Below are 17,283 nucleotides of genomic sequence, written 5' to 3'. Positions count from 1 at the left end.
GTTATGACTTCTGGTGGTCCGGGCTGAGTATGGCTGAATCCGCGCCGGTGAAGCCCTCCCGTGTCTCTGCAATGGTCCTGATGCGGTCCCTGCAGGCAAACCATCCGACCACCATGAGGGCCACAGCCACGATCGTGACGAGGAGCGTCGCGGGGGTGTCGATAAAGATCATGATAAGCACCACGCCCAGGAAGAGGAGGGAGAGGTACCCGGTGTAGGGGGCGCCAAACATGCGGAAGGAAGGGCGCTTGAGCCAACCCTTGTCAGCCCAACGTTTGAGCTGGATCTGGCAAAGGAGAATGGTGGCCCAGGTGGTGATGATGCCGACCGCCGCAACGCTGAGGACGATTTCAAAGGCCTCGCCCGGAAGCAAGTAGTTCAGCGGGACACCCAGGAGGGAGACCACCGCGGTGATGGCGATGCCGCCGTAGGGGACACCGGCTTTATTCATACGGGAGGCGAATTTGGGGGCTGAGCCGTTGACGGACATGGAGCGCAGGATCCGGCCGGTGGAGTAGAGCCCGGCGTTGAGGGAGGACAGGGCGGCGGTGAGGACGACAAGGTTCATGATGACGTCTACGCCCTGGATGCCGATGGAACCGAAGAACGTTACGAAGGGGCTGACACCTTTTTGGTAGGAGGTGTAGGGCAACAGGAGAGAAAGCAGGATGACGGAGCCGACGTAGAAGACTGCGATGCGGAAGACCACCGAGTTGATGGCCTTGGGGATGATCTTCTCGGGGTTCTTCGTTTCACCGGCGGCCGTGCCGACCAGCTCGATCGAGGCGTAGGCAAAGATGACACCCTGCATCAGGACAATCATGGGCAGCACACCGGTGGGAAAGAACCCGCCGTTATCGAGGATCAACTGGATACCGACAGGTGAACCTGTGGGAGTGCCGAAGACAACGAAGTAGGTGCCTACAAGGAGGAAGATAACGAGCGCCGCCACCTTCACGAACGCGAACCAGAATTCCATCTCGCCGAATACCTTGACCGAGATCAGGTTCAGGCCGAGCACCAGCACGAGCGAAATAAGTGCCCAGGCCCACTGCGGAACTGCTCCGATCCACGGTACATAGTTGCCGAAAAAGTTCATGTAGAGGGCTGCGGCGGTGGTGTCAGCCACGGTCGTCGTGGCCCAGACAAGCCAGTAGAACCAGCCGGAGACGAACGCGGCCTTCTCGCCGAAGAATTCCCGGGCGTAGGAGACGAACGAGCCAGATGTCGGTCGGTGAAGTACCAGTTCACCAAGAGCGCGCAGGATGAGGAAAGCGAAGAATCCACAAAGGGCGTAGGCCAGGATCAACGACGGTCCTGCGGCCGCAAGGCGGCCGCCGGCGCCCAGGAACAGGCCGGTCCCGATGGCGCCGCCGATGGCGATCATCTGGATTTGGCGTGGCTTCAGACTCTTCTGATAGCCGGCGTCTTCAGCGTGAACAGAGCGGGTTTCACGGGTGGTTTCCCGCTCTGGTGGCAGGTCAAGGTCAGGTAAAGGAACGGACATGGGGACCTTTCATTGGCCGGTGATGCGACCGATTCCGGTCAACCGTAGGAGGGGTTGTCAGGATGGGAGCATCTGCCGTGGAGATGTCGAAGGGTTTTCCCGCATCCCTAACCGGGCGTGCAAGAGCACAGGAAGGCGAAGGAGCAAGGATCCGGATTGAAGGTCGAGAGCGAGGGGCACCTTCGTACTTTCAATTCAGAGTTGAGGATATGCCCCAAGTCACAGAAGAATCAACACTCCGTTGTAAAAAATTCAAGCAAAGGTCACGAAAGTTGCCCATTCCGCTGCACATGGCAGTCCTGCCGCTTCCACGCCTACACTTTTTGTGTAATTATGATCTTCGACCACCACCCACAGATGCCTATCGAAGCTTCGGCCATGAATACGCTGCAGCGCTGGTGTGTCTGCCCTGATTCTTGAATGTATGGAAGGCCTCACTATGACAACGCCAGTAACTGCCCCTCCCCTTTACGCCCGCGCAATGCGCGTCGGTGACCTGCTGTTTGTCTCGGGTCAGCTTCCTGTGGACGGGTCCGGTGTCCTGTATCCGGGCAAGGTGGGGACGGAAGTAACCGTGGAACAGGCCAGGGAGGCGGCGACCCTGGCCGCCAGCAACTGCCTCAAGGTGATCCGTGAGACGTTGGGTTCCCTGGATGCGGTGAAGGGTGTCGCCCGGCTGGGCGGGTATGTCGCTGCCGGAGAAGGGTTCAGTAATGCGCCTGCAGTTGTGGATGCGGCATCCCAACTGATTCTGGATGCTTTGGGGGAGCGGGGCCGGCATGCGCGATTGGCGCTGGGTGTGGCGTCTCTTCCGTTGGGGGCTTGCGTGGAAATTGAGTTGGCAGTCCAATGCTGATCACAGAGAGAATTGATGGCATGCATGCCGATGTCGCCAGCCAGCTTCCCAACCCTCTGGAGGAGCTGAGCCTGAACGATCTTCGTCAGCGCACAAGCATGAAGTGGCGGACCCACCCGGATGACGTCCTCCCGCTGTGGGTTGCGGAGATGGACGTCAGACTTGCGCCCCCCGTCGCCGAGGCACTCCATCGTGCTATCGACGCAGGTGACACCGGTTATCCGGTCGGCACAGCCTATGCCGAGGCCTTTGCTGCTTTCGCGGCCTCGCATTGGGCGTGGAGAGGGTTGGAGGTCAGCAGGACTGCGATTGTTCCTGACGTGATGATGGGCGTCGTGGAAGTTCTGCGACTGATTACCAGTCCCGGTGACGCAGTTGTCGTCAATTCCCCGGTCTATGCACCCTTCTATGCCTTCGTTACCCATGACAACCGGCAGGTTCTGGAAGCACCCCTGGGCGAAGATCTGCGGATTGACCTGGCTGCCCTCGAGGAAACCTTCAGCCGCATCAAGCAGGAGGGACGCAGGGCCGCCTACCTGTTGAGTAATCCGCACAACCCCACTGGCACGGTTCACACGCTCCGCGAGCTGACGGCGGTGGCTGAACTAGCGAACAAGTACGGAGTGCGGGTCGTTTCGGACGAGATTCATGCTCCGCTCGTTCTGCCTGGCTCCACGTTCATCCCGTTCCTGAGTGTCCCCGGCTCCGAGAACGCCTTTGCCGTGATGTCGGCCTCGAAGGCATGGAACCTGGCCGGGCTGAAAGCCGCACTGGCTGTGGCCGGCCCCGACGCTGCTGCAGACCTCGCCCGCATGCCCGAAGAAGTCAGTCACGGACCAAGCCATCTGGGGCTCATCGCCCACACAGCGGCGCTCGAGCACGGGCAGGAGTGGCTCAAGGCGTTGATTCAGGGCCTGGACTCGAACCGAACCCTGCTTAGGCACTTGCTTGCAGAACATTTGCCGGACGTTGGCTACAAAGAGCCCGAAGGTACCTATCTGGCCTGGCTGGACTGCCGGCACCTCGGAGTACAAACACACCAGAGCCCCGGCGGGCTGGCCGTGGTCAGTGATTTGGCCGGGCCGGCGCAGCTGTTCCTGGACAAAGCGAGGGTGGCATTGAGCTCAGGGCACGTATTCGGAAGTGGCGGTGAGGGTCACGTGCGCTTGAACTTCGCGACGTCCCAGACGATCCTGACTGAAGCTGTCGAACGAATGGGACGGGTCCGTCCCTGAAACCAAGAAAGCAGGCCCGGGAAAGAGTCCCGGGCCTGCTTTTGCTTAAGCGCTTTGTTCGGCCGATCCGTTCACTTCATTGAGATAGTTGTAAATCGTGAACCTGGTGACTCCCAGCGCGGTAGCAACCGTCTCCGCGGCCTGCTTGATCAAAAAGAAGCCACGCCGGTCAAGTTCAGCCACTACCTGGACCTTATGCTCCTTGCGCATCTTCTCGGGCGGCACCCCAACAGTCGAAATCGCTGCATCAACAAGTCGACCGCTCAGCTCTTCAACACTGTGTGGAAAGTACTCACTTCCGTTCACCGCCCCCGACGATGGCGCCGACCGGTGCGCAGCCAGCGAAGCCTGCGTCTGCGCAGGTGCCGCCTCGTGGCCCAAGACAAAACGATCCATTGCTGCACGCAACGTAACCCAGGCGGACACATCTGTGTTCAGGCATAGTGCTGCTGCGGCACGACCGTCCCGGTCAGAGTAGATGATCGTGGTGCTCTGAAGTATCCGCCCGTCGGGCAACTGCGACCGATACCCAATCTCGTGGCTCAGGTCTCCCGCAGCAACCCGTTCCAGAAGTTTGTCCGTGGGCGGGTCGCCGATGCGCCGACCGGTCACTACCCCGGCAATGGCCCGGACCGTGTCCGGGATTCGCTGCAAATCGTGCAGTACAACCTCCGTCGGTTGCGGAACAGAAGCCTGGAGAGGCTCCACCAGAAGCTCGAGAACGCAGTTGATTGATTCAGCATCCATTCCCCGGAGGCCTTCTGGAGCTGGCGCCATCGTGTCTCTCATCTGACTGCTCATGCTAGTCCTCCGTTGCAAAACTGTTGAATCCACCGCACTCAGTCCTAGAATTTTAACACTCTGTTCAAATACACGGGCACACGGGGGTGCTTCGCGGCTTTCCATATCCACGGCCAGCGCTGATGGCGATTCAGAGACAGGCATACGCCAGGTTTTCCCGCTTCACCGTTCCGTCTGTCCTCCACCCAATGAGCGCTTCGAAGGCAGGATCTACTCTGCGACACGCACGAAGCCTGCTCGGGTGGCGCCGACGTCGACGTAGGCGTACTGCCGCGAGGCCGGGAAAGCAAGATGATTACCCGCATGGATTTCGGTATCGCCGTGTTCCTGTTCGACGGGGATGGAGCCCGCGGAGAAGACCATCAGCACCAGGGAAACCGTAGCCCGCGAAACTCCAGCGGCAGTGGCGGGGTCTGCATGGTCGGTCCTGGCTTTGGCCGTGTCCCAGCCACGGACAACTCCAGGCGGCCTGTTCATTACTGGGGCTATCACTTCGGATCGTAAATCAACCTGGGCGTTACCCCCGCTTCCGCAGGGGCCGCTCTTCATAGGAGCTAATGCCCATCGTGTCAGGCGCGCGTTCCGCCACGCAGTACATAAACCCGCCTAGTGAAACTTTTTCTTGACGAACCCTACGTGAGCTGGTTCACTAAAGGCGTAAGGCAAACGAGTCCGTTCGGATCCGCTTTATCCCCAGTCCAGTTGACTGAAGAGCTTGAGTCACCGCGCACTGATGCCGGCGGCACTACAAAGATTCCACCTTGGTGGAAACGAAACTTGTCATATTCACAAACAACATTGACGTTGTAGGAGGCACCCTCGATGACTATCGCCGACATCGACAAACCAGTTCTGAAGAAGGTCGCTGTGCGCCTACTTCCCATGCTGATGATTCTGTATTTCCTCAGCTACGTAGACCGTGTCAACGTAGGCTTCGCCGCTCTGACCATGAATGTTGACCTGGGGCTGAGCGCAACTGCTTATGGGCTGGGAGCAGGCGTATTTTTCATCGGGTACTTCCTCTTTGAAGTACCCAGCCAGTTCATGCTTGATAGGTTCGGTGCGCGCATCTGGATCACCCGAATCGTGGTGACCTGGGGCGCCATCGCTGCCGCGATGGCCTTCGTCCAGGGACCGATCAGTTTCTATATCCTGCGCTTCCTGCTCGGCGTTGCCGAGGCAGGGTTCTTCCCCGGTATCATCTACTTCCTTGGCATGTGGTTCCCCCGCGGACAGCGGGCACGCATCGTAGCTTTCGTCTACATCGCAGCTCCGATCTCATTCCTCCTGGGATCGCCAATTTCGACCATGATGATGCAGTACGGCGACGGCATCTTCGGACTTGTCGGCTGGCGTTTCATGTTCCTCATCGAGGGCGTGATTACGGTGCTCGCGGGAGTCATCGGCTATTTCATCCTTGTTGATCGCCCCACCAAGGCCAAATGGCTCAACAAGGCCGACGCCGAACGGCTGGAGGCCACCATTGCGGCCGAAGACGCGGCAGTTGACGCTGCCCACGACGGGCACTCAATCCGCAAGGCTTTCAGCCCCCGTGTCTTCATGCTGGGATTCATCTACTTCGGAATCGCATACGGTGTCTACGCAGTAGGGTTCTTCCTCCCGCAGATTGTTTCCGGCTTCCAGGCAACGTACGGCGTGAAGTTCGACCTCACCCAGATCGGCCTGATTTCGGCAATCCCCTATGCCGTCGCCACTGCCGTCATGCTGCCCTGGTCACGGCACTCAGACAAGACGCAGTCCCGCTTCATCCATGTCGCAATTACCTGCTTCCTGGGCGGAACCGCCCTCGCCGTATCACTGGTCCTTGGCTCACCCCTGCTGAGCATGATCGGCATCTGCATCACGGCTGTTGGAGTCTTCTGCTCCATTCCAGTGTTCTGGCAGATTCCCCCCACATTCCTGACCGGCACAGCTGCGGCCGCGGGTATCGGCCTGATCAACTCCATCGGTAACCTCGCCGGATTCTTCGCCCCCTACATCTCCGGATACTTCAAGGACATGACCGGAAGCCTTCAGCCCGGAATGCTCGTTGCCAGCGCCTTCACACTGCTGTCAGGCGCCCTTGTCCTGGTCGCCCGGGCCAGGATCATCAAGAACGCGAAAGTAGCGGCAGAAGAACTCGCTCACGCACCCGTAGCTATAAAATAAAACGGAACCCTGTTCCGCACATCGGAACTATGGTTACATGGACTTGGCACTTGCCAGAACAAACAGGAGATCATCAATGTCTGTAACAGAGACCAACACACAGCGCGGCATCGTCAATGGCGTCGATCTGGACCAGCTCACGGCCACCATCGACGCCGTGCGGGGCGAGCGGACCCTCGGTGAAGTCACGTTTTCCGTAGAGGGCGAATGGGAAGACGGCTTCAAGCTTCGGTCCGCCACCGGCGCGCTCACCCAGGCCGGCCAGAAGGACGCGTCCCGTGCAGGTAAGTTCGAGATGCGCAGCGACGAGCCGGCCAGCCTCCTCGGAACAGACACCGCCGTGTCACCCGCCGAATACGTTCTGCAGGCCCTCGCAGGTTGCTACACGGTCACCCTCACGGCCAACGCCGCCGCCCGAAACATCGAACTGAAAAGCTACAAGCTGCAGCTCGAGGCAGACTTCGACCTGGCCTCATTCCTGGGCATTGCACCTGAAGAGCACCCCGGCGCCAGCCAGATCCGCGTCACGGTCGAACTCGATGCTCCGACGGCGACCCGCGAGGAACTTGAGGACTTGGTCGAAACGGTGCAGCAGCGGTCCCCGATCCGGGACACCCTCATCCGCCCCGTTGATGTGGTCACGACACTCGCGTAGTCCGACACCAGATCGACAAACCGCAGAATAGGAAGCGTTCGTGATGCACCGGGTATACAAAATTGATGCCTCCCCAATCGCTGTCGACCAGGCAACGGTGAAGGGTTTCCAAGAACTCGGTGTTTCATTCGAGGCACGGCCCTCTGCAACGGAGGCCGAAATCATCGCGAACTGCAGGGACGCGGATGGGCTCGTCGTCATGACCGAGCCCATCACGCGGACCGTCCTGGAAGCCCTGCCGCACCTCAAAGTGATTGCACGGCCCGGAGTTGGTGTCGATTCAATCGACATGGCCGCCGCAACCGAACTTGGGGTACAGGTAACCAACGTGCCGGACGGCAACTACACAGACGTTGCCACCCACGCCCTCGCACTCATCCTCAGCGGCATACGCCGGATCAGGGACTTCGACACCGATGTCCGGGCGCATGGATGGAACGGGCAGGAGATCGGCCGAACCATTCGACGGCCGTCCGAACTGACCCTCGGGATCGTCGGTTACGGGCGCTCAGGGAAACGGCTGGCAGAGATCGCGGCACCCATCGGCTTCTCCATCCGCGTTCACAGCCCACGTACCAAACCGGACAACACGGCTTCAACTGAGGTGAAAGCGGTGGGATTTGAGGAGCTCATCGCCACAGCGGACATCGTGTCGCTGCACCTCCCCCTGACCGACCAGACACGGAACCTCATCGATGAAGACACCCTGCGCCGATTCAAAAAAGGCAGCTTCCTGGTCAACGTAGCCCGGGGCGGCATCATCGACGAAGCCGCCCTGGCAGAGGCCGTCGGTTCCGGACATTTGGCTGGGGCGGCCCTGGACGTTTTCGAGCAGGAACCGCTTCAGGCGGCCAGCCCCCTGCGGTCCCAGCCCGCCATCACCCTGACGCCGCATATCGCGTATCTCTCCGCTGACTCTTTACAAGAGGTCAGCACGAGTGCCTTTGCCGATGTAGCCCGCCTGTTGAACGGCCAGCAGGTTGCCCACCCGGTCAACACACCACACACTAAATTCTTTCCGATGGAGGCAAGATGAACCACGATGAAGTGACCGTACGAATCCGCAGCATCGAAACGTTGTCCTGCGATGCGGGGTGGCGTAATTACCACTTCGTTAAACTCACGACCGAGGACGGCGTCGTCGGTTGGTCCGAGTTCGACGAAGACTTCGGCCCCCGGGGCCTTACCAACGTGATCGAGCTCTATGCCCCCCTCTTTGTGGGCGCCGATATCTTCAACCATGAGCGCACTTACATGCAGGTCGCCGCAACGGCACGGCCGGCCCCCTCCGGGCTGCCGGCAGAGGCATTTGGCGCGATCGAGAACGCCATGCTTGATGCCAAGGCCAAGATCCTTGGTATTCCTGTCCACCAGTTGCTCGGTGGCAAGCACCGGGATGAAATTCAGGTCTACTGGTCCCACTGCGCCAGCTGGCGCATCAGCCACCCCGATCACTATGGCTCGCGCATTTCGGACCTGGCCGGTGTCACTGATGCCGGGCGGGAAGCGCGTGATCGCGGCTTCGGAGCGGTCAAGACCAACATGTTCTCGTACGGTCCCAACGGCCCCAAGTCTTGGGGCGCCGGCTTCGGTAACCCCTACGAACCAGGACTGAACATCGATCTGAAGCTCATCAAGGACGTCGTGGCCCACATCGAGGCCCTTCGAGAGGGCGTGGGGGATGAGGTCGAGATTCTCCTGGACATGAACTTCAACGCCCGCACTGAGGGATACCTGCGTCTGTTGCGTGCACTGAAGGACGCCAACCTTTTCTGGGCTGAGCTCGACCTGTACAACCCTGATGCCCTGGCGCACATCCGGGAACAAAGCGGCGTCCCCATCGCTTCCTGCGAGACCCTCTTTGGAGTCCGCGAGTTCCTGCCGTACTTCAAACGGCAATCCTTGGACGTCGGCATTGTCGACGTCATCTGGAACGGCGCCTGGCAGGCAATGAAGATCGCCAACACCGCCGAAGCCTTCGACGTTAACGTTGCCCCGCACAACTTCTACAGCCACCTCTCGACCATGATGTCCGCTAATTTCGCGGCAGCTGCACCGAACCTGCGGATTATGGAACACGATGTGGACCGCCTTGAATTCGACGATGAACTCTTCACTCACGCGCCGGTTCTGCGCGGGGACCGGCTGCAGGTGCCCGGCCGGCCAGGGTGGGGGACAGAACCCATTGAAGAGGCGATCCTTTCGCGACCGGCTGTAAAACGAACTGCCTATCTCGGGATAAAGCGGTAGCCATGACAGCGCCCGGATCTTCGCATGTCAATACCGGATACTCTGATTCCATGACGACGCCCGAAGAGCAGGGGCCTGCGCTAGCTGGGGCCACGGACAGCATCCGAAGTGTGGAGCGGGCTGCCGCTGTGATCCAGGCGATCTCCGCCGCGGGCCGCAGCGGCAGCCGCCTGGTCGACATAGCCGCTGAAACCAAACTCTCCAAGACCACAGTTCACCGGCTGCTGGCGACGCTCTCCAAAATTGGCTGGGTCGAGCAGGACGACGATTCAGGGACATTCTTCCTGGGCATGCCCCTGGTTGGGTACGGAAGCGCCGCAGCAGACAGGCACGGACTACTTGACGTAGCTGAACCACACCTGCTCCGCCTCGCTGAACTGACCGGAGACACTGTCTACCTTTCGGTGCGTGCCGGCAACAAGGCCCTCTGCATTGACCAGGCCGTAGGGTCTTTCCCCATCCGCACTCTCAACCCGCGCGTTGGCGACCGGCTACGCCTCGGTACCTGCGCCGGGAGCCTTGCCCTGCTGGCATGGCTCGGTGACGATGACATCGAACGAATCATCCGGGACGATGCTGATCATCCGGGTGGAAATCTTGGCCTTGAATCCACCGTGGTGCGTCAAATGGTCGATGAAGCCCGGGCCAACGGATATGCGTATTTCCCCGGGCTCCTGATCCCGGACTCTGCCGGTCTTGGAGTTCCCGTCTTGGGATCGGACGGAGACCCCGTAGCGTCGCTCAGCGTTGCAGCAATAGAACCGCGCATGACCGAGCCCAGGCGCTCTCAAATCGTCGAGTGGTTGCAGCAGGAGGCTGCCGCCTTCTCGGAAGCCCTGATCGAACTTGATCCCCGCTTCAGCAACAGCAGCATGCGCCGCCTCAGCGTCAACAGCTGAACCGGTCCGCGATAAGAAGCGAACGCTCACTGAAACTGTTGCCTCATCGAAGCTGACGGACAAGCGATCGCGCAAGGTCCTCGTTGCGTGGGACGCAGCCGAACATAAAACGATGCTGGCCGCGGCCTGCGAGGTTTGGCAGGAGCCGAGGCAACACCCCTGGTCACTGGTGGCACCCAAAATCCCTCTGCCCCCTTCCGCGGCCAGCACGGCTGGCAGCCACAGGCTGACTTTTATCACGGGTGCCACGCCCTTATGGCAGGAAGACCCGCGCTCCGGAATAGACGCAAAGATTGGATCATAACCGTGGTTGCTGAAGCACTCGAGGTAAGGACCGGGCTGGGCTACTTCCCAACGCCCTTGCACCCGCTCGACCGGTTCTCGGAGGCTCTTGGGAGTCCCACACGGATCTGGATTAAGAGGGATGATCAAAGCGGTCTCGCGCTTGGAGGCAACAAGGTCCGCAAGCTCGAATACCTCCTCGGCCAGGCGCAGCGCCTTGGAGCAACCACGTTGGTGACGTGCGGGGCAATGCAGTCGAACCATGCAAGACAGACTGCCGCGGCCGCAGCCCGGGTCGGCCTTAAATGCGTCCTTGTACTCGGACCAGGAGCGCTCTCCGATGCGGACTACCGCAACTCAGGCAACGTACTTCTTGACCGCATGTTCGGTGCAGAGATCAAGTTCGTCGGTTCGGAGCTAACGCTCGCCGAGGAGCTCCAGCTCGCAGTGGAATCTGTCCGTGAGCGCGGCGAAACTCCGTACGCTATTCCCCTAGGCGGCTCCACCGCCCACGCGGGACTCGGATACGTCCAATGCGCACAAGAGATCATGGCCACGGGAATTGGATTCAACTCAGTCGCATTGGGTACCGGCAGCGGAGGTACCCAGGCAGGGCTTCTGAGCGGATTCCGGTTTTCAGGTGATACGACCCCGGTGATCGGCTTCAGCGTAGCCTTCCCGGAACATCCCCAGCGTGAAGCAGTCCACCGGCTAGCCCTGGACACGTCCGCCCTGCTGGGTGCCGATCAGGTCAACAGCCCAACGATGGACGAAGTCATAGTGGATGACCGGTTCATCGGCCCCGGCTACGGATTACCCACTGATGACATGTTGGACGTCGTGCACCTCTTGGCCCGAACCGAAGGAATACTTCTGGACCCGGTATACACCGGCAAGGCCATGGCAGGTCTGGTTGCCGGGATCCGGAAAAAGGAACACGGGTTTGGCTGCGCCAGCGACATCCTGTTCCTCCACACAGGAGGCCAACCTGGTCTGTTCGGTTATCGCGCGAGCATAGCCGGCAGAGAGGGACCGTAAGGAGTTCAGCCGAAATGAGCGGCGACTCACGGCAAGGCCTGAACAAGGCAGGCCAGGAAAGCCCGGTCGCCCCGGCTTTGCACGGTCGCTTGTTCACTAAAGATGCGGAATCCAACAACGAAAGATGTATTTATGAGCTTGCAACCCTGCAAGGAATGGCATTTGCTTCAAGGCGCGATGGTTGAAGTCCGGCTGGGCCGGTGCCTGTACCGCGTCGGTTTAGTCGATGCCGTTATGCCCGACGACTCAGGTATTTGGCTTGCCGCTGACGGAATCCACTCCAGAGAGTTCATCGAAAAAGCTCAAGGCTACAGTCTGTGGACCAGCTTGTTCTACTACCAGCCCGGCCGCACAGAGCATCAACCGGAGACCTCACGGACACACTGAAGCTGGCTGGCATCCAAACTTCTGCGATAGCTGGCCATAGAACTTCCGGCAGAAGGTAGTAACGCACGCATGCTGAGCCAAAATCATTCTGGACTGACCGAAAAGCACGAAGCGGTTCTTGTATCGCTATTGAAGCACCGAGCGGAAGAGATTGGAGAGTTGCTCGCCCGGCGCTTTCGGGAAGAAATTGTTGAGTACCGCTCTTTGCCCGAGGGATTCATAGAGCAGGATATAGCCCCGACCGCTCGGCAAAACCTTGAGGTGATGCTCCATGGCATCGAATCTGGGGAGGATTTAAATAGTGACCAATTGCTTCCTTTTAGAGAAAGTGCCATCCGTCGCTTTCGCCAAGGGATTCCGATTCAAGCCCTTTTACAGGCGTATCGGCTGTGGGGACACACTGTCTGGGAAGAAGTTCGATCGGCGCCGCAAACTCGAAATAATCCTGACTGTGCCCTGATAATCGCGGGTCGCATCATGAAACATGTCGATCTTGTATCAACGGCCGTAGCCCAGGCGTACCTGAGTGAAGCAGCCGGCGTGATGCACGACAGGGAGATGGGTCAACGCGATCTACTGGAGGCGCTGGTCGAGGGGAATGTGCCTCGAATTTCACGGCACGCGAAGCTGCATAAGCTGGAGGTTGATGGTCGCTACATGGTGGTGCTGCTCCGACGAAGAGCGGGGCCGGCGGCTGCTGCTGCATCCATCCGCGAGTCCCTTGACATTGTGAAACAACGGCTGTCAAAACCGCCATACCATCTGGCGTTGGCTGGCGTACGGAACGAAGAAATCGTGGCAATCCAGGACATTTGCTCACCTACAGGGGAAAGTTTCCGTGCCCGCTTCAATGACTTGGCGGCCGCCTTACCCGACTTCATTGTTGGTGCAGGCAGACCCCACGACGGGCTGGCGTCAATTGCGCGCGGCTATGTAGAGGCCCAGAATGCAATCACCTCGGTGCCTACCAGGCAAACAGAACCACGTGCTTACCTGTACTCCGATACACTCCTGGACCACCTGGTGCGCACCAGCCCGTTCCGCCATGATCTGGCGGAAGAGACGGTGGTTCCGCTACGAAGGCACGATGAGGCCCGCCGCACTTCGCTGCTGGCCACGCTGCAGGCATACGTCAAGGCGGACTTTAAGCTTGTGCAAGCAGCGGAGTCCCTGCGGGTTCAGCCGAACACGGTGAAATATAGGCTCCAAAAGATTCAGGACGTCACGGGGCACGACCCCTTCAACTCTGAAGATCTCACACTACTTGCATTGGCCCTCAGGCTTCAAAACACCGAGGACCAAAGCGATGTTCCATAAAAGCAAGGAGCTTTGCCTTCCGGAGCCCAAAGTCTGACTTCAAGGGTTTAGGAAACTGGCCGAACTTCTCGCCAGGATGCTCAAGTTTCCTATGCTCTCGTTGAGTATGGATACTTCCTGGGTAGGTTTTGGCTCATTGTTACCGACGCATCTTTACGGAGCAGCCAGAAGTACGGCTCGGGACGGCCGCCAGGAGCCGTGACGGCCATCCCGAGACAGGAGGCGCGGCCCCGCGGACCCTGTCGTAGCTGTTTGGAGGGGGTCAATGTATGACGGCGCAGCCCCGGATCCGACTTTCCGGAATCCCAGACGGAGGCTCACAGCCTGGCTTCATTCCGGCTTGCATATTTCTTGGAAAGGCTATGTGGCCGGCAATTGCTCTCAACACTCGGTCCGTGACCTCCCCGGGCTCACCAATGCCGTCGATCTGGACCAAAATCTTACGAGCGGCGTACACCGAAACGATAGGCCTGGTCTGGTCCTCGTAAAGATCGATCCGGTGCCGGATTACGGATTCGTTGTCGTCGCTTCGGGCGGACTGCTTTCCTCTCTGCGTGAGGCGCTGGATGAGGACTTCGCTGTTGGCCTGGAGTTCGATAGCCAGGTCAAGCTCATAATCAGCTTGAGCAAGAAAGGTGTCCAGCCTGTCTACTTGGTGCATCGTGCGGGGGTATCCATCGAGTAGGAAGCCCTTCTGAGTGTCTGCTTGGCTCAATCGCTCCACGACCATGGCGTTAGTTATGCTGTCCGGCACGAAGTCACCGCGGTCTACATGCTTTTGGGCCTCGAGGCCCAGATCAGTGCAGTTCCTGATATTGGTGCGGAAGACATCTCCGGTAGATATTGGAACTATTCCTAGTTGATGGGATACCTGCTCCGCTTGCGTGCCCTTTCCAGAACCTGGGGGACCGATAATAAGCATTCTTGACATAAGAACCCTTCTATTTCTTCATCGGAATATGAGTTTGAGCCAAGGGTTCTTGACCTGCCACATTGCCTGAGCAGGCAGCGCAACCCGGGATAATTGTGTACTTTGCTTTCCTGTGCTCTTCGTTCAGATGCTTTCTCCGCTTTTTCTGGGTCCCGTCCGTGCCCGAGGGTTTCTTCGGATGTGCGACCGCGGGAGACGGACGACTTCGGAGGCTGAAACGTCCGGTCTCACCTTCCCGGCGGGTCGGCGGCACTCGAGCTTTAGGGCAAGTTTCCCGGTGCCCAGTCGGCGGCTGAGTAGGGGTTCCCGTGGTCTGATAAGCGAGAGCATTGCCAGTTGATGGGCCTGGGGCTATTCCCCACGCCCATCAACCGGATGATTACCCATAGGAAGATATCGGCTCTCGACCGTTCTTCTACCCCATTTGGCTGGCTGGTGGGAGTACCGGGCATCGTAACGGGCGCCCTGACAGTGCCCGTTCCAGTTCGTCGGCGGCGCTGTGCTGGAGGCGGACCAGTGAATCGTCTGAATAGAAAGCCGCATGCGGGGTCAGCAGCAGATTTGGTGCTGACCGGAGCGGCGACTCTGAGGACAGTGGCTCCTCCTCAAAGACGTCCAGCGCGGCTCCGGCGATGATGCCTGATCGAAGTGCGGAATCCAGGGCGGCGCCATCAACAAGGGCGCCGCGAGCAGTATTAACGAGAACAGCGTTTGGCTGCATCAGCGCCAGCGTGTCCTTCGAGATCAGGTGATATGTCGACGGCAGCAGCGGAACATGAAGCGTCACCGCATCCGATTGGGCAAGGAGTTCAGCGAGCTCAACCAGGCGGATCCCTCTCCTTTTTGCCTCTTCCGGATCCGCCACAGGATCATAGGCGAGGAACGTGAAGCCAAAGGGTGCTAGCCGAGAGTGCACCGCCTGCCCAATCCTTCCCATCCCAATGATGCCCACAGTGGAGTTAGACAGGTCTGGCAGAGGGGAAAGCGCTGCAGGGTTCGTCCAACCTTCGTCCCTGACTGCCCTGTCATACATAGGCAGTCGGCGCATGAGGCTGAGGAGGGCGGCGGATGCGTGGTCCGCCACCGTCTCGCTTCCGTAATCTGGGACGCTGGCAATGCGGACACCCAGTTGATGGGCCCGGTCAACATCAATGTTGTCCACGCCAACTCCGTAGCGAACAATGACAGCGTTTGGGGCAAGTGCTTTCAACACCGCTGCAGTGATTGGAACGTGTGTCACCATGACCACGTCCGCACCCGCAACAGCATCCACGGTTTCCTGCTCTGACTTGCACTGGAACACTTCAAATACCGCGCCGTTGCTGTGCGCGACTGCCCGTTCGCCCTTGAGTTCCTTGAAGGGGGTATCTGTGACGACCACGCGCTTCGTTGTCTGGCCGGTACTGGCCTGGGGCGAATCTGATTCTAGGGTTTCCATGGATTTCTCCCTTTCTTGATGATGGTGGACTGCCCACGGGCGGTTTGGGCCACGGCTAGGGCAAGACGGGGGCCACGTATGGGAGCGTGTAACTAAGCCCCCAGAAAGCCGCGAGCATTACCGGCGCGATGAAAATAAAGTAAACAAAGGTAAACCCAACGACGTTGCGCGCTTTGAGGGACAGGAGCCCAAGGATCGGAAGCATCCAGAACGGGTTAAGGAAGTTTGCCAGGGCTTCGGTTCCGTTGTACGTGGTGACGAGCCAGCCAAGGTTGCTCCCGGTTTCATTGCCCGCCGCCAGGACGTAAGGTGCCTCCAAAACCCATTTGGCTCCTGCTGCCGGGATGAACAAGCCCATGACGATTGAGTAGATGCCAACAAGTGGGTGCAGCAGGCCGCCCTGGCCAGCTCCGATAAAGAATTCCCCGAGATAGGTCGCCACTGAGTGCCCTGTAGAGTTCTCGGCTGTTACAACGACAGAGGCGACGGCGGCATAGATGGGGAACTGGATCAGTGTCGGGCCCACAGCCGGGACGGCGTCATAGACGGACTTCAGGAACCGGCGAATGCGCCAGTGCAGCAGCAGCGCCACTGTCAAGCAGATGAAGATGTAGTTGTTGAGATTGGAGATCGTCTTGTCGAATCCGATGGCGTTTGACTGCAGAACAAGCCACCCAATCGACATGGCCACAATGATTATTGTCAGAAGGGGGCTGTGGGAAAGCCAGTCGCCGGGACGACGGTCAACCGTTGACTCATCTGCGTCGTTGGTCCCGATTTTTTCGACGGCGATGCCAAGGTCCTGCGCGGTACGCACGTTTGCCCCACGAGGTGCCGTTACGTAGCCGATCACCATGGCGGTTGCCGTCACGACGAGAATTACCACAAGGTTCTGCCACAAGAAGATGGTGGTTGAGAATGGAAGGACCCCGGCAACATCCAGGATGTTTTTAGGTGTGCTGGCCGGAGTGGAGTGCATCAAGGCCGGTCCTGAGGAAAGCCCGAGCATGCAAATCGTCGAGGTGCCCACAAGTGCTGCAGCAGCGGCTGCACGGAAGTCCATTCGGAGTTCTTCCCGGCGGGCAAGGGCCAGGACGATGAAGCCCGAGAAGATCATGCCGAATCCCCAGTTGATGAGGCCGGTAATCACGCTTATCAAAATGACAAATACAATCGCGGTGGGTCCCGTCTTTGGGATGTCAGCCAGACGATTCAGTCCCTTCCTCAGTGGCCTGCATGAGGCCATCGCGAAACCGGCGATGAGAACCATGGCCATTTGGTAGGTGAACGGGATTAAGTTCCAGTACCCGCTGCCAAAGGACTGGACGATTGCCGTGGGCGAGGCGCCGATGGCCAGTGCGGCGAGGCATCCGATGAGCAATGCAGCCAGGGCAATGACATAGGCATCCGGAAACCAACGTTCGGTAAAGATGGTGACCCGGTTGGCCAGGCGTTGGAGACCAGTTGTGGGTGTTTCATCAAGTACTAAAGAATCTTTCTCACTTACAGACACTGTTC

Annotated in this window: 15 protein-coding genes and 1 pseudogene; 10 read left to right on the top strand and 6 right to left on the bottom strand. The window is 59.2% G+C overall.

Annotated elements, in window-relative coordinates; all coding sequences use genetic code 11:
* Position 1: 1 nt before the first annotated feature.
* Entirely contained in the window at positions 2 to 1,507 is a 1,506-nt protein-coding gene (locus AC3A4Z_RS07935; protein ID WP_498711070.1) for an amino acid permease, read from the bottom strand.
* Positions 1,508 to 1,946: 439 nt separating this feature from the next.
* On the opposite strand from AC3A4Z_RS07935, the gene AC3A4Z_RS07930 reads away from it, so the two are divergent.
* A complete protein-coding gene (locus tag AC3A4Z_RS07930; protein ID WP_498711069.1) occupies positions 1,947 to 2,363 on the top strand; it encodes a RidA family protein in 417 nt (138 codons plus the stop codon).
* Between the two features lie 20 nt (positions 2,364 to 2,383).
* Positions 2,384 to 3,598 carry a MalY/PatB family protein gene (locus AC3A4Z_RS07925; RefSeq protein WP_498711068.1) on the top strand — a complete coding sequence of 405 codons (1,215 nt, stop codon included), beginning with the start codon at positions 2,384 to 2,386 and terminating at the stop codon, positions 3,596 to 3,598.
* Positions 3,599 to 3,643: 45 nt separating this feature from the next.
* On the opposite strand, the gene AC3A4Z_RS07920 is transcribed toward AC3A4Z_RS07925, so the two are convergent.
* Together AC3A4Z_RS07920 and AC3A4Z_RS07915 are read right to left on the bottom strand one after the other, a co-directional pair.
* Positions 3,644 to 4,399, bottom strand: a complete 756-nt coding sequence (locus tag AC3A4Z_RS07920) for a helix-turn-helix transcriptional regulator (protein WP_498711067.1) — start codon at positions 4,397 to 4,399, stop codon at positions 3,644 to 3,646.
* A gap of 210 nt (positions 4,400 to 4,609) precedes the next feature.
* Complete coding sequence (locus tag AC3A4Z_RS07915) at positions 4,610 to 4,876, bottom strand: hypothetical protein (RefSeq protein ID WP_498711066.1); 267 nt, start codon at positions 4,874 to 4,876, stop codon at positions 4,610 to 4,612.
* Between the two features lie 345 nt (positions 4,877 to 5,221).
* Here AC3A4Z_RS07915 and AC3A4Z_RS07910 point away from each other — a divergent pair, with 345 nt between their 5' ends.
* The 8 genes from AC3A4Z_RS07910 (at position 5,222) to AC3A4Z_RS07875 (ending at position 13,396) form a co-directional block, all read left to right on the top strand.
* Complete coding sequence (locus tag AC3A4Z_RS07910; RefSeq protein ID WP_498711065.1) at positions 5,222 to 6,568, top strand: MFS transporter; 1,347 nt, start codon at positions 5,222 to 5,224, stop codon at positions 6,566 to 6,568.
* Positions 6,569 to 6,644: 76 nt separating this feature from the next.
* Positions 6,645 to 7,223 carry an OsmC family protein gene (locus AC3A4Z_RS07905; protein WP_498711064.1) on the top strand — a complete coding sequence of 193 codons (579 nt, stop codon included), beginning with the start codon at positions 6,645 to 6,647 and terminating at the stop codon, positions 7,221 to 7,223.
* Positions 7,224 to 7,266: 43 nt separating this feature from the next.
* Complete coding sequence (locus tag AC3A4Z_RS07900) at positions 7,267 to 8,259, top strand: C-terminal binding protein (protein ID WP_498711140.1); 993 nt, start codon at positions 7,267 to 7,269, stop codon at positions 8,257 to 8,259.
* A complete protein-coding gene (locus tag AC3A4Z_RS07895; protein ID WP_498711063.1) occupies positions 8,256 to 9,473 on the top strand; it encodes a mandelate racemase/muconate lactonizing enzyme family protein in 1,218 nt (405 codons plus the stop codon). Before AC3A4Z_RS07900 ends, AC3A4Z_RS07895 begins: the two co-directional genes overlap by 4 nt.
* Positions 9,474 to 9,523: 50 nt before the next feature.
* Complete coding sequence (locus AC3A4Z_RS07890; RefSeq protein ID WP_498711062.1) at positions 9,524 to 10,372, top strand: IclR family transcriptional regulator; 849 nt, start codon at positions 9,524 to 9,526, stop codon at positions 10,370 to 10,372.
* A 306-nt stretch (positions 10,373 to 10,678) separates the two neighbouring features.
* Positions 10,679 to 11,692 (top strand): D-cysteine desulfhydrase family protein, encoded by a 1,014-nt coding sequence (locus AC3A4Z_RS07885; RefSeq protein ID WP_498711061.1) that lies wholly within the window; start codon positions 10,679 to 10,681, stop codon positions 11,690 to 11,692.
* A 132-nt stretch (positions 11,693 to 11,824) separates the two neighbouring features.
* A complete protein-coding gene (locus AC3A4Z_RS07880; protein WP_498711060.1) occupies positions 11,825 to 12,079 on the top strand; it encodes a hypothetical protein in 255 nt (84 codons plus the stop codon).
* Between the two features lie 69 nt (positions 12,080 to 12,148).
* Positions 12,149 to 13,396, top strand: coding sequence for a PucR family transcriptional regulator (locus AC3A4Z_RS07875; protein WP_498711059.1), 1,248 nt, complete (start codon positions 12,149 to 12,151; stop codon positions 13,394 to 13,396).
* A gap of 373 nt (positions 13,397 to 13,769) precedes the next feature.
* On the opposite strand, the pseudogene AC3A4Z_RS07870 reads toward AC3A4Z_RS07875, so the two are convergent.
* The 3 genes and pseudogenes from AC3A4Z_RS07870 to AC3A4Z_RS07860 all read right to left on the bottom strand — a co-directional run.
* Positions 13,770 to 14,318: pseudogene (locus AC3A4Z_RS07870) on the bottom strand (adenylate kinase); the annotation flags it as partial.
* A 424-nt stretch (positions 14,319 to 14,742) separates the two neighbouring features.
* Complete coding sequence (locus AC3A4Z_RS07865; RefSeq protein WP_498711058.1) at positions 14,743 to 15,765, bottom strand: C-terminal binding protein; 1,023 nt, start codon at positions 15,763 to 15,765, stop codon at positions 14,743 to 14,745.
* A gap of 55 nt (positions 15,766 to 15,820) precedes the next feature.
* Positions 15,821 to 17,278, bottom strand: a complete 1,458-nt coding sequence (locus AC3A4Z_RS07860) for a TIGR00366 family protein (protein ID WP_498711057.1) — start codon at positions 17,276 to 17,278, stop codon at positions 15,821 to 15,823.
* Positions 17,279 to 17,283 lie beyond the last annotated feature (5 nt).

It is taken from the genome of Arthrobacter sp. Soil_C_49 (assembly GCF_057656635.1).
This window is presented reverse-complemented; position numbering and strand designations above follow the sequence as displayed.

Bases quoted from the DNA above. Each gene is read 5' to 3' on its own strand.
- AC3A4Z_RS07900 (WP_498711140.1), top strand. From the start codon at position 7,267: ATGCACCGGGTATACAAAATTGATGCCTCCCCAATCGCTGTCGACCAG.
- AC3A4Z_RS07880 (WP_498711060.1), top strand. From the start codon at position 11,825: ATGAGCTTGCAACCCTGCAAGGAATGGCATTTGCTTCAAGGCGCGATG.
- AC3A4Z_RS07905 (WP_498711064.1), top strand. From the start codon at position 6,645: ATGTCTGTAACAGAGACCAACACACAGCGCGGCATCGTCAATGGCGTC.
- AC3A4Z_RS07910 (WP_498711065.1), top strand. From the start codon at position 5,222: ATGACTATCGCCGACATCGACAAACCAGTTCTGAAGAAGGTCGCTGTG.
- AC3A4Z_RS07925 (WP_498711068.1), top strand. From the start codon at position 2,384: ATGCATGCCGATGTCGCCAGCCAGCTTCCCAACCCTCTGGAGGAGCTG.
- AC3A4Z_RS07865 (WP_498711058.1), bottom strand. From the start codon at position 15,765: ATGGAAACCCTAGAATCAGATTCGCCCCAGGCCAGTACCGGCCAGACA.
- AC3A4Z_RS07875 (WP_498711059.1), top strand. From the start codon at position 12,149: ATGCTGAGCCAAAATCATTCTGGACTGACCGAAAAGCACGAAGCGGTT.
- AC3A4Z_RS07915 (WP_498711066.1), bottom strand. From the start codon at position 4,876: ATGAACAGGCCGCCTGGAGTTGTCCGTGGCTGGGACACGGCCAAAGCC.
- AC3A4Z_RS07895 (WP_498711063.1), top strand. From the start codon at position 8,256: ATGAACCACGATGAAGTGACCGTACGAATCCGCAGCATCGAAACGTTG.
- AC3A4Z_RS07930 (WP_498711069.1), top strand. From the start codon at position 1,947: ATGACAACGCCAGTAACTGCCCCTCCCCTTTACGCCCGCGCAATGCGC.
- AC3A4Z_RS07935 (WP_498711070.1), bottom strand. From the start codon at position 1,507: ATGTCCGTTCCTTTACCTGACCTTGACCTGCCACCAGAGCGGGAAACC.
- AC3A4Z_RS07890 (WP_498711062.1), top strand. From the start codon at position 9,524: ATGACGACGCCCGAAGAGCAGGGGCCTGCGCTAGCTGGGGCCACGGAC.
- AC3A4Z_RS07920 (WP_498711067.1), bottom strand. From the start codon at position 4,399: ATGAGCAGTCAGATGAGAGACACGATGGCGCCAGCTCCAGAAGGCCTC.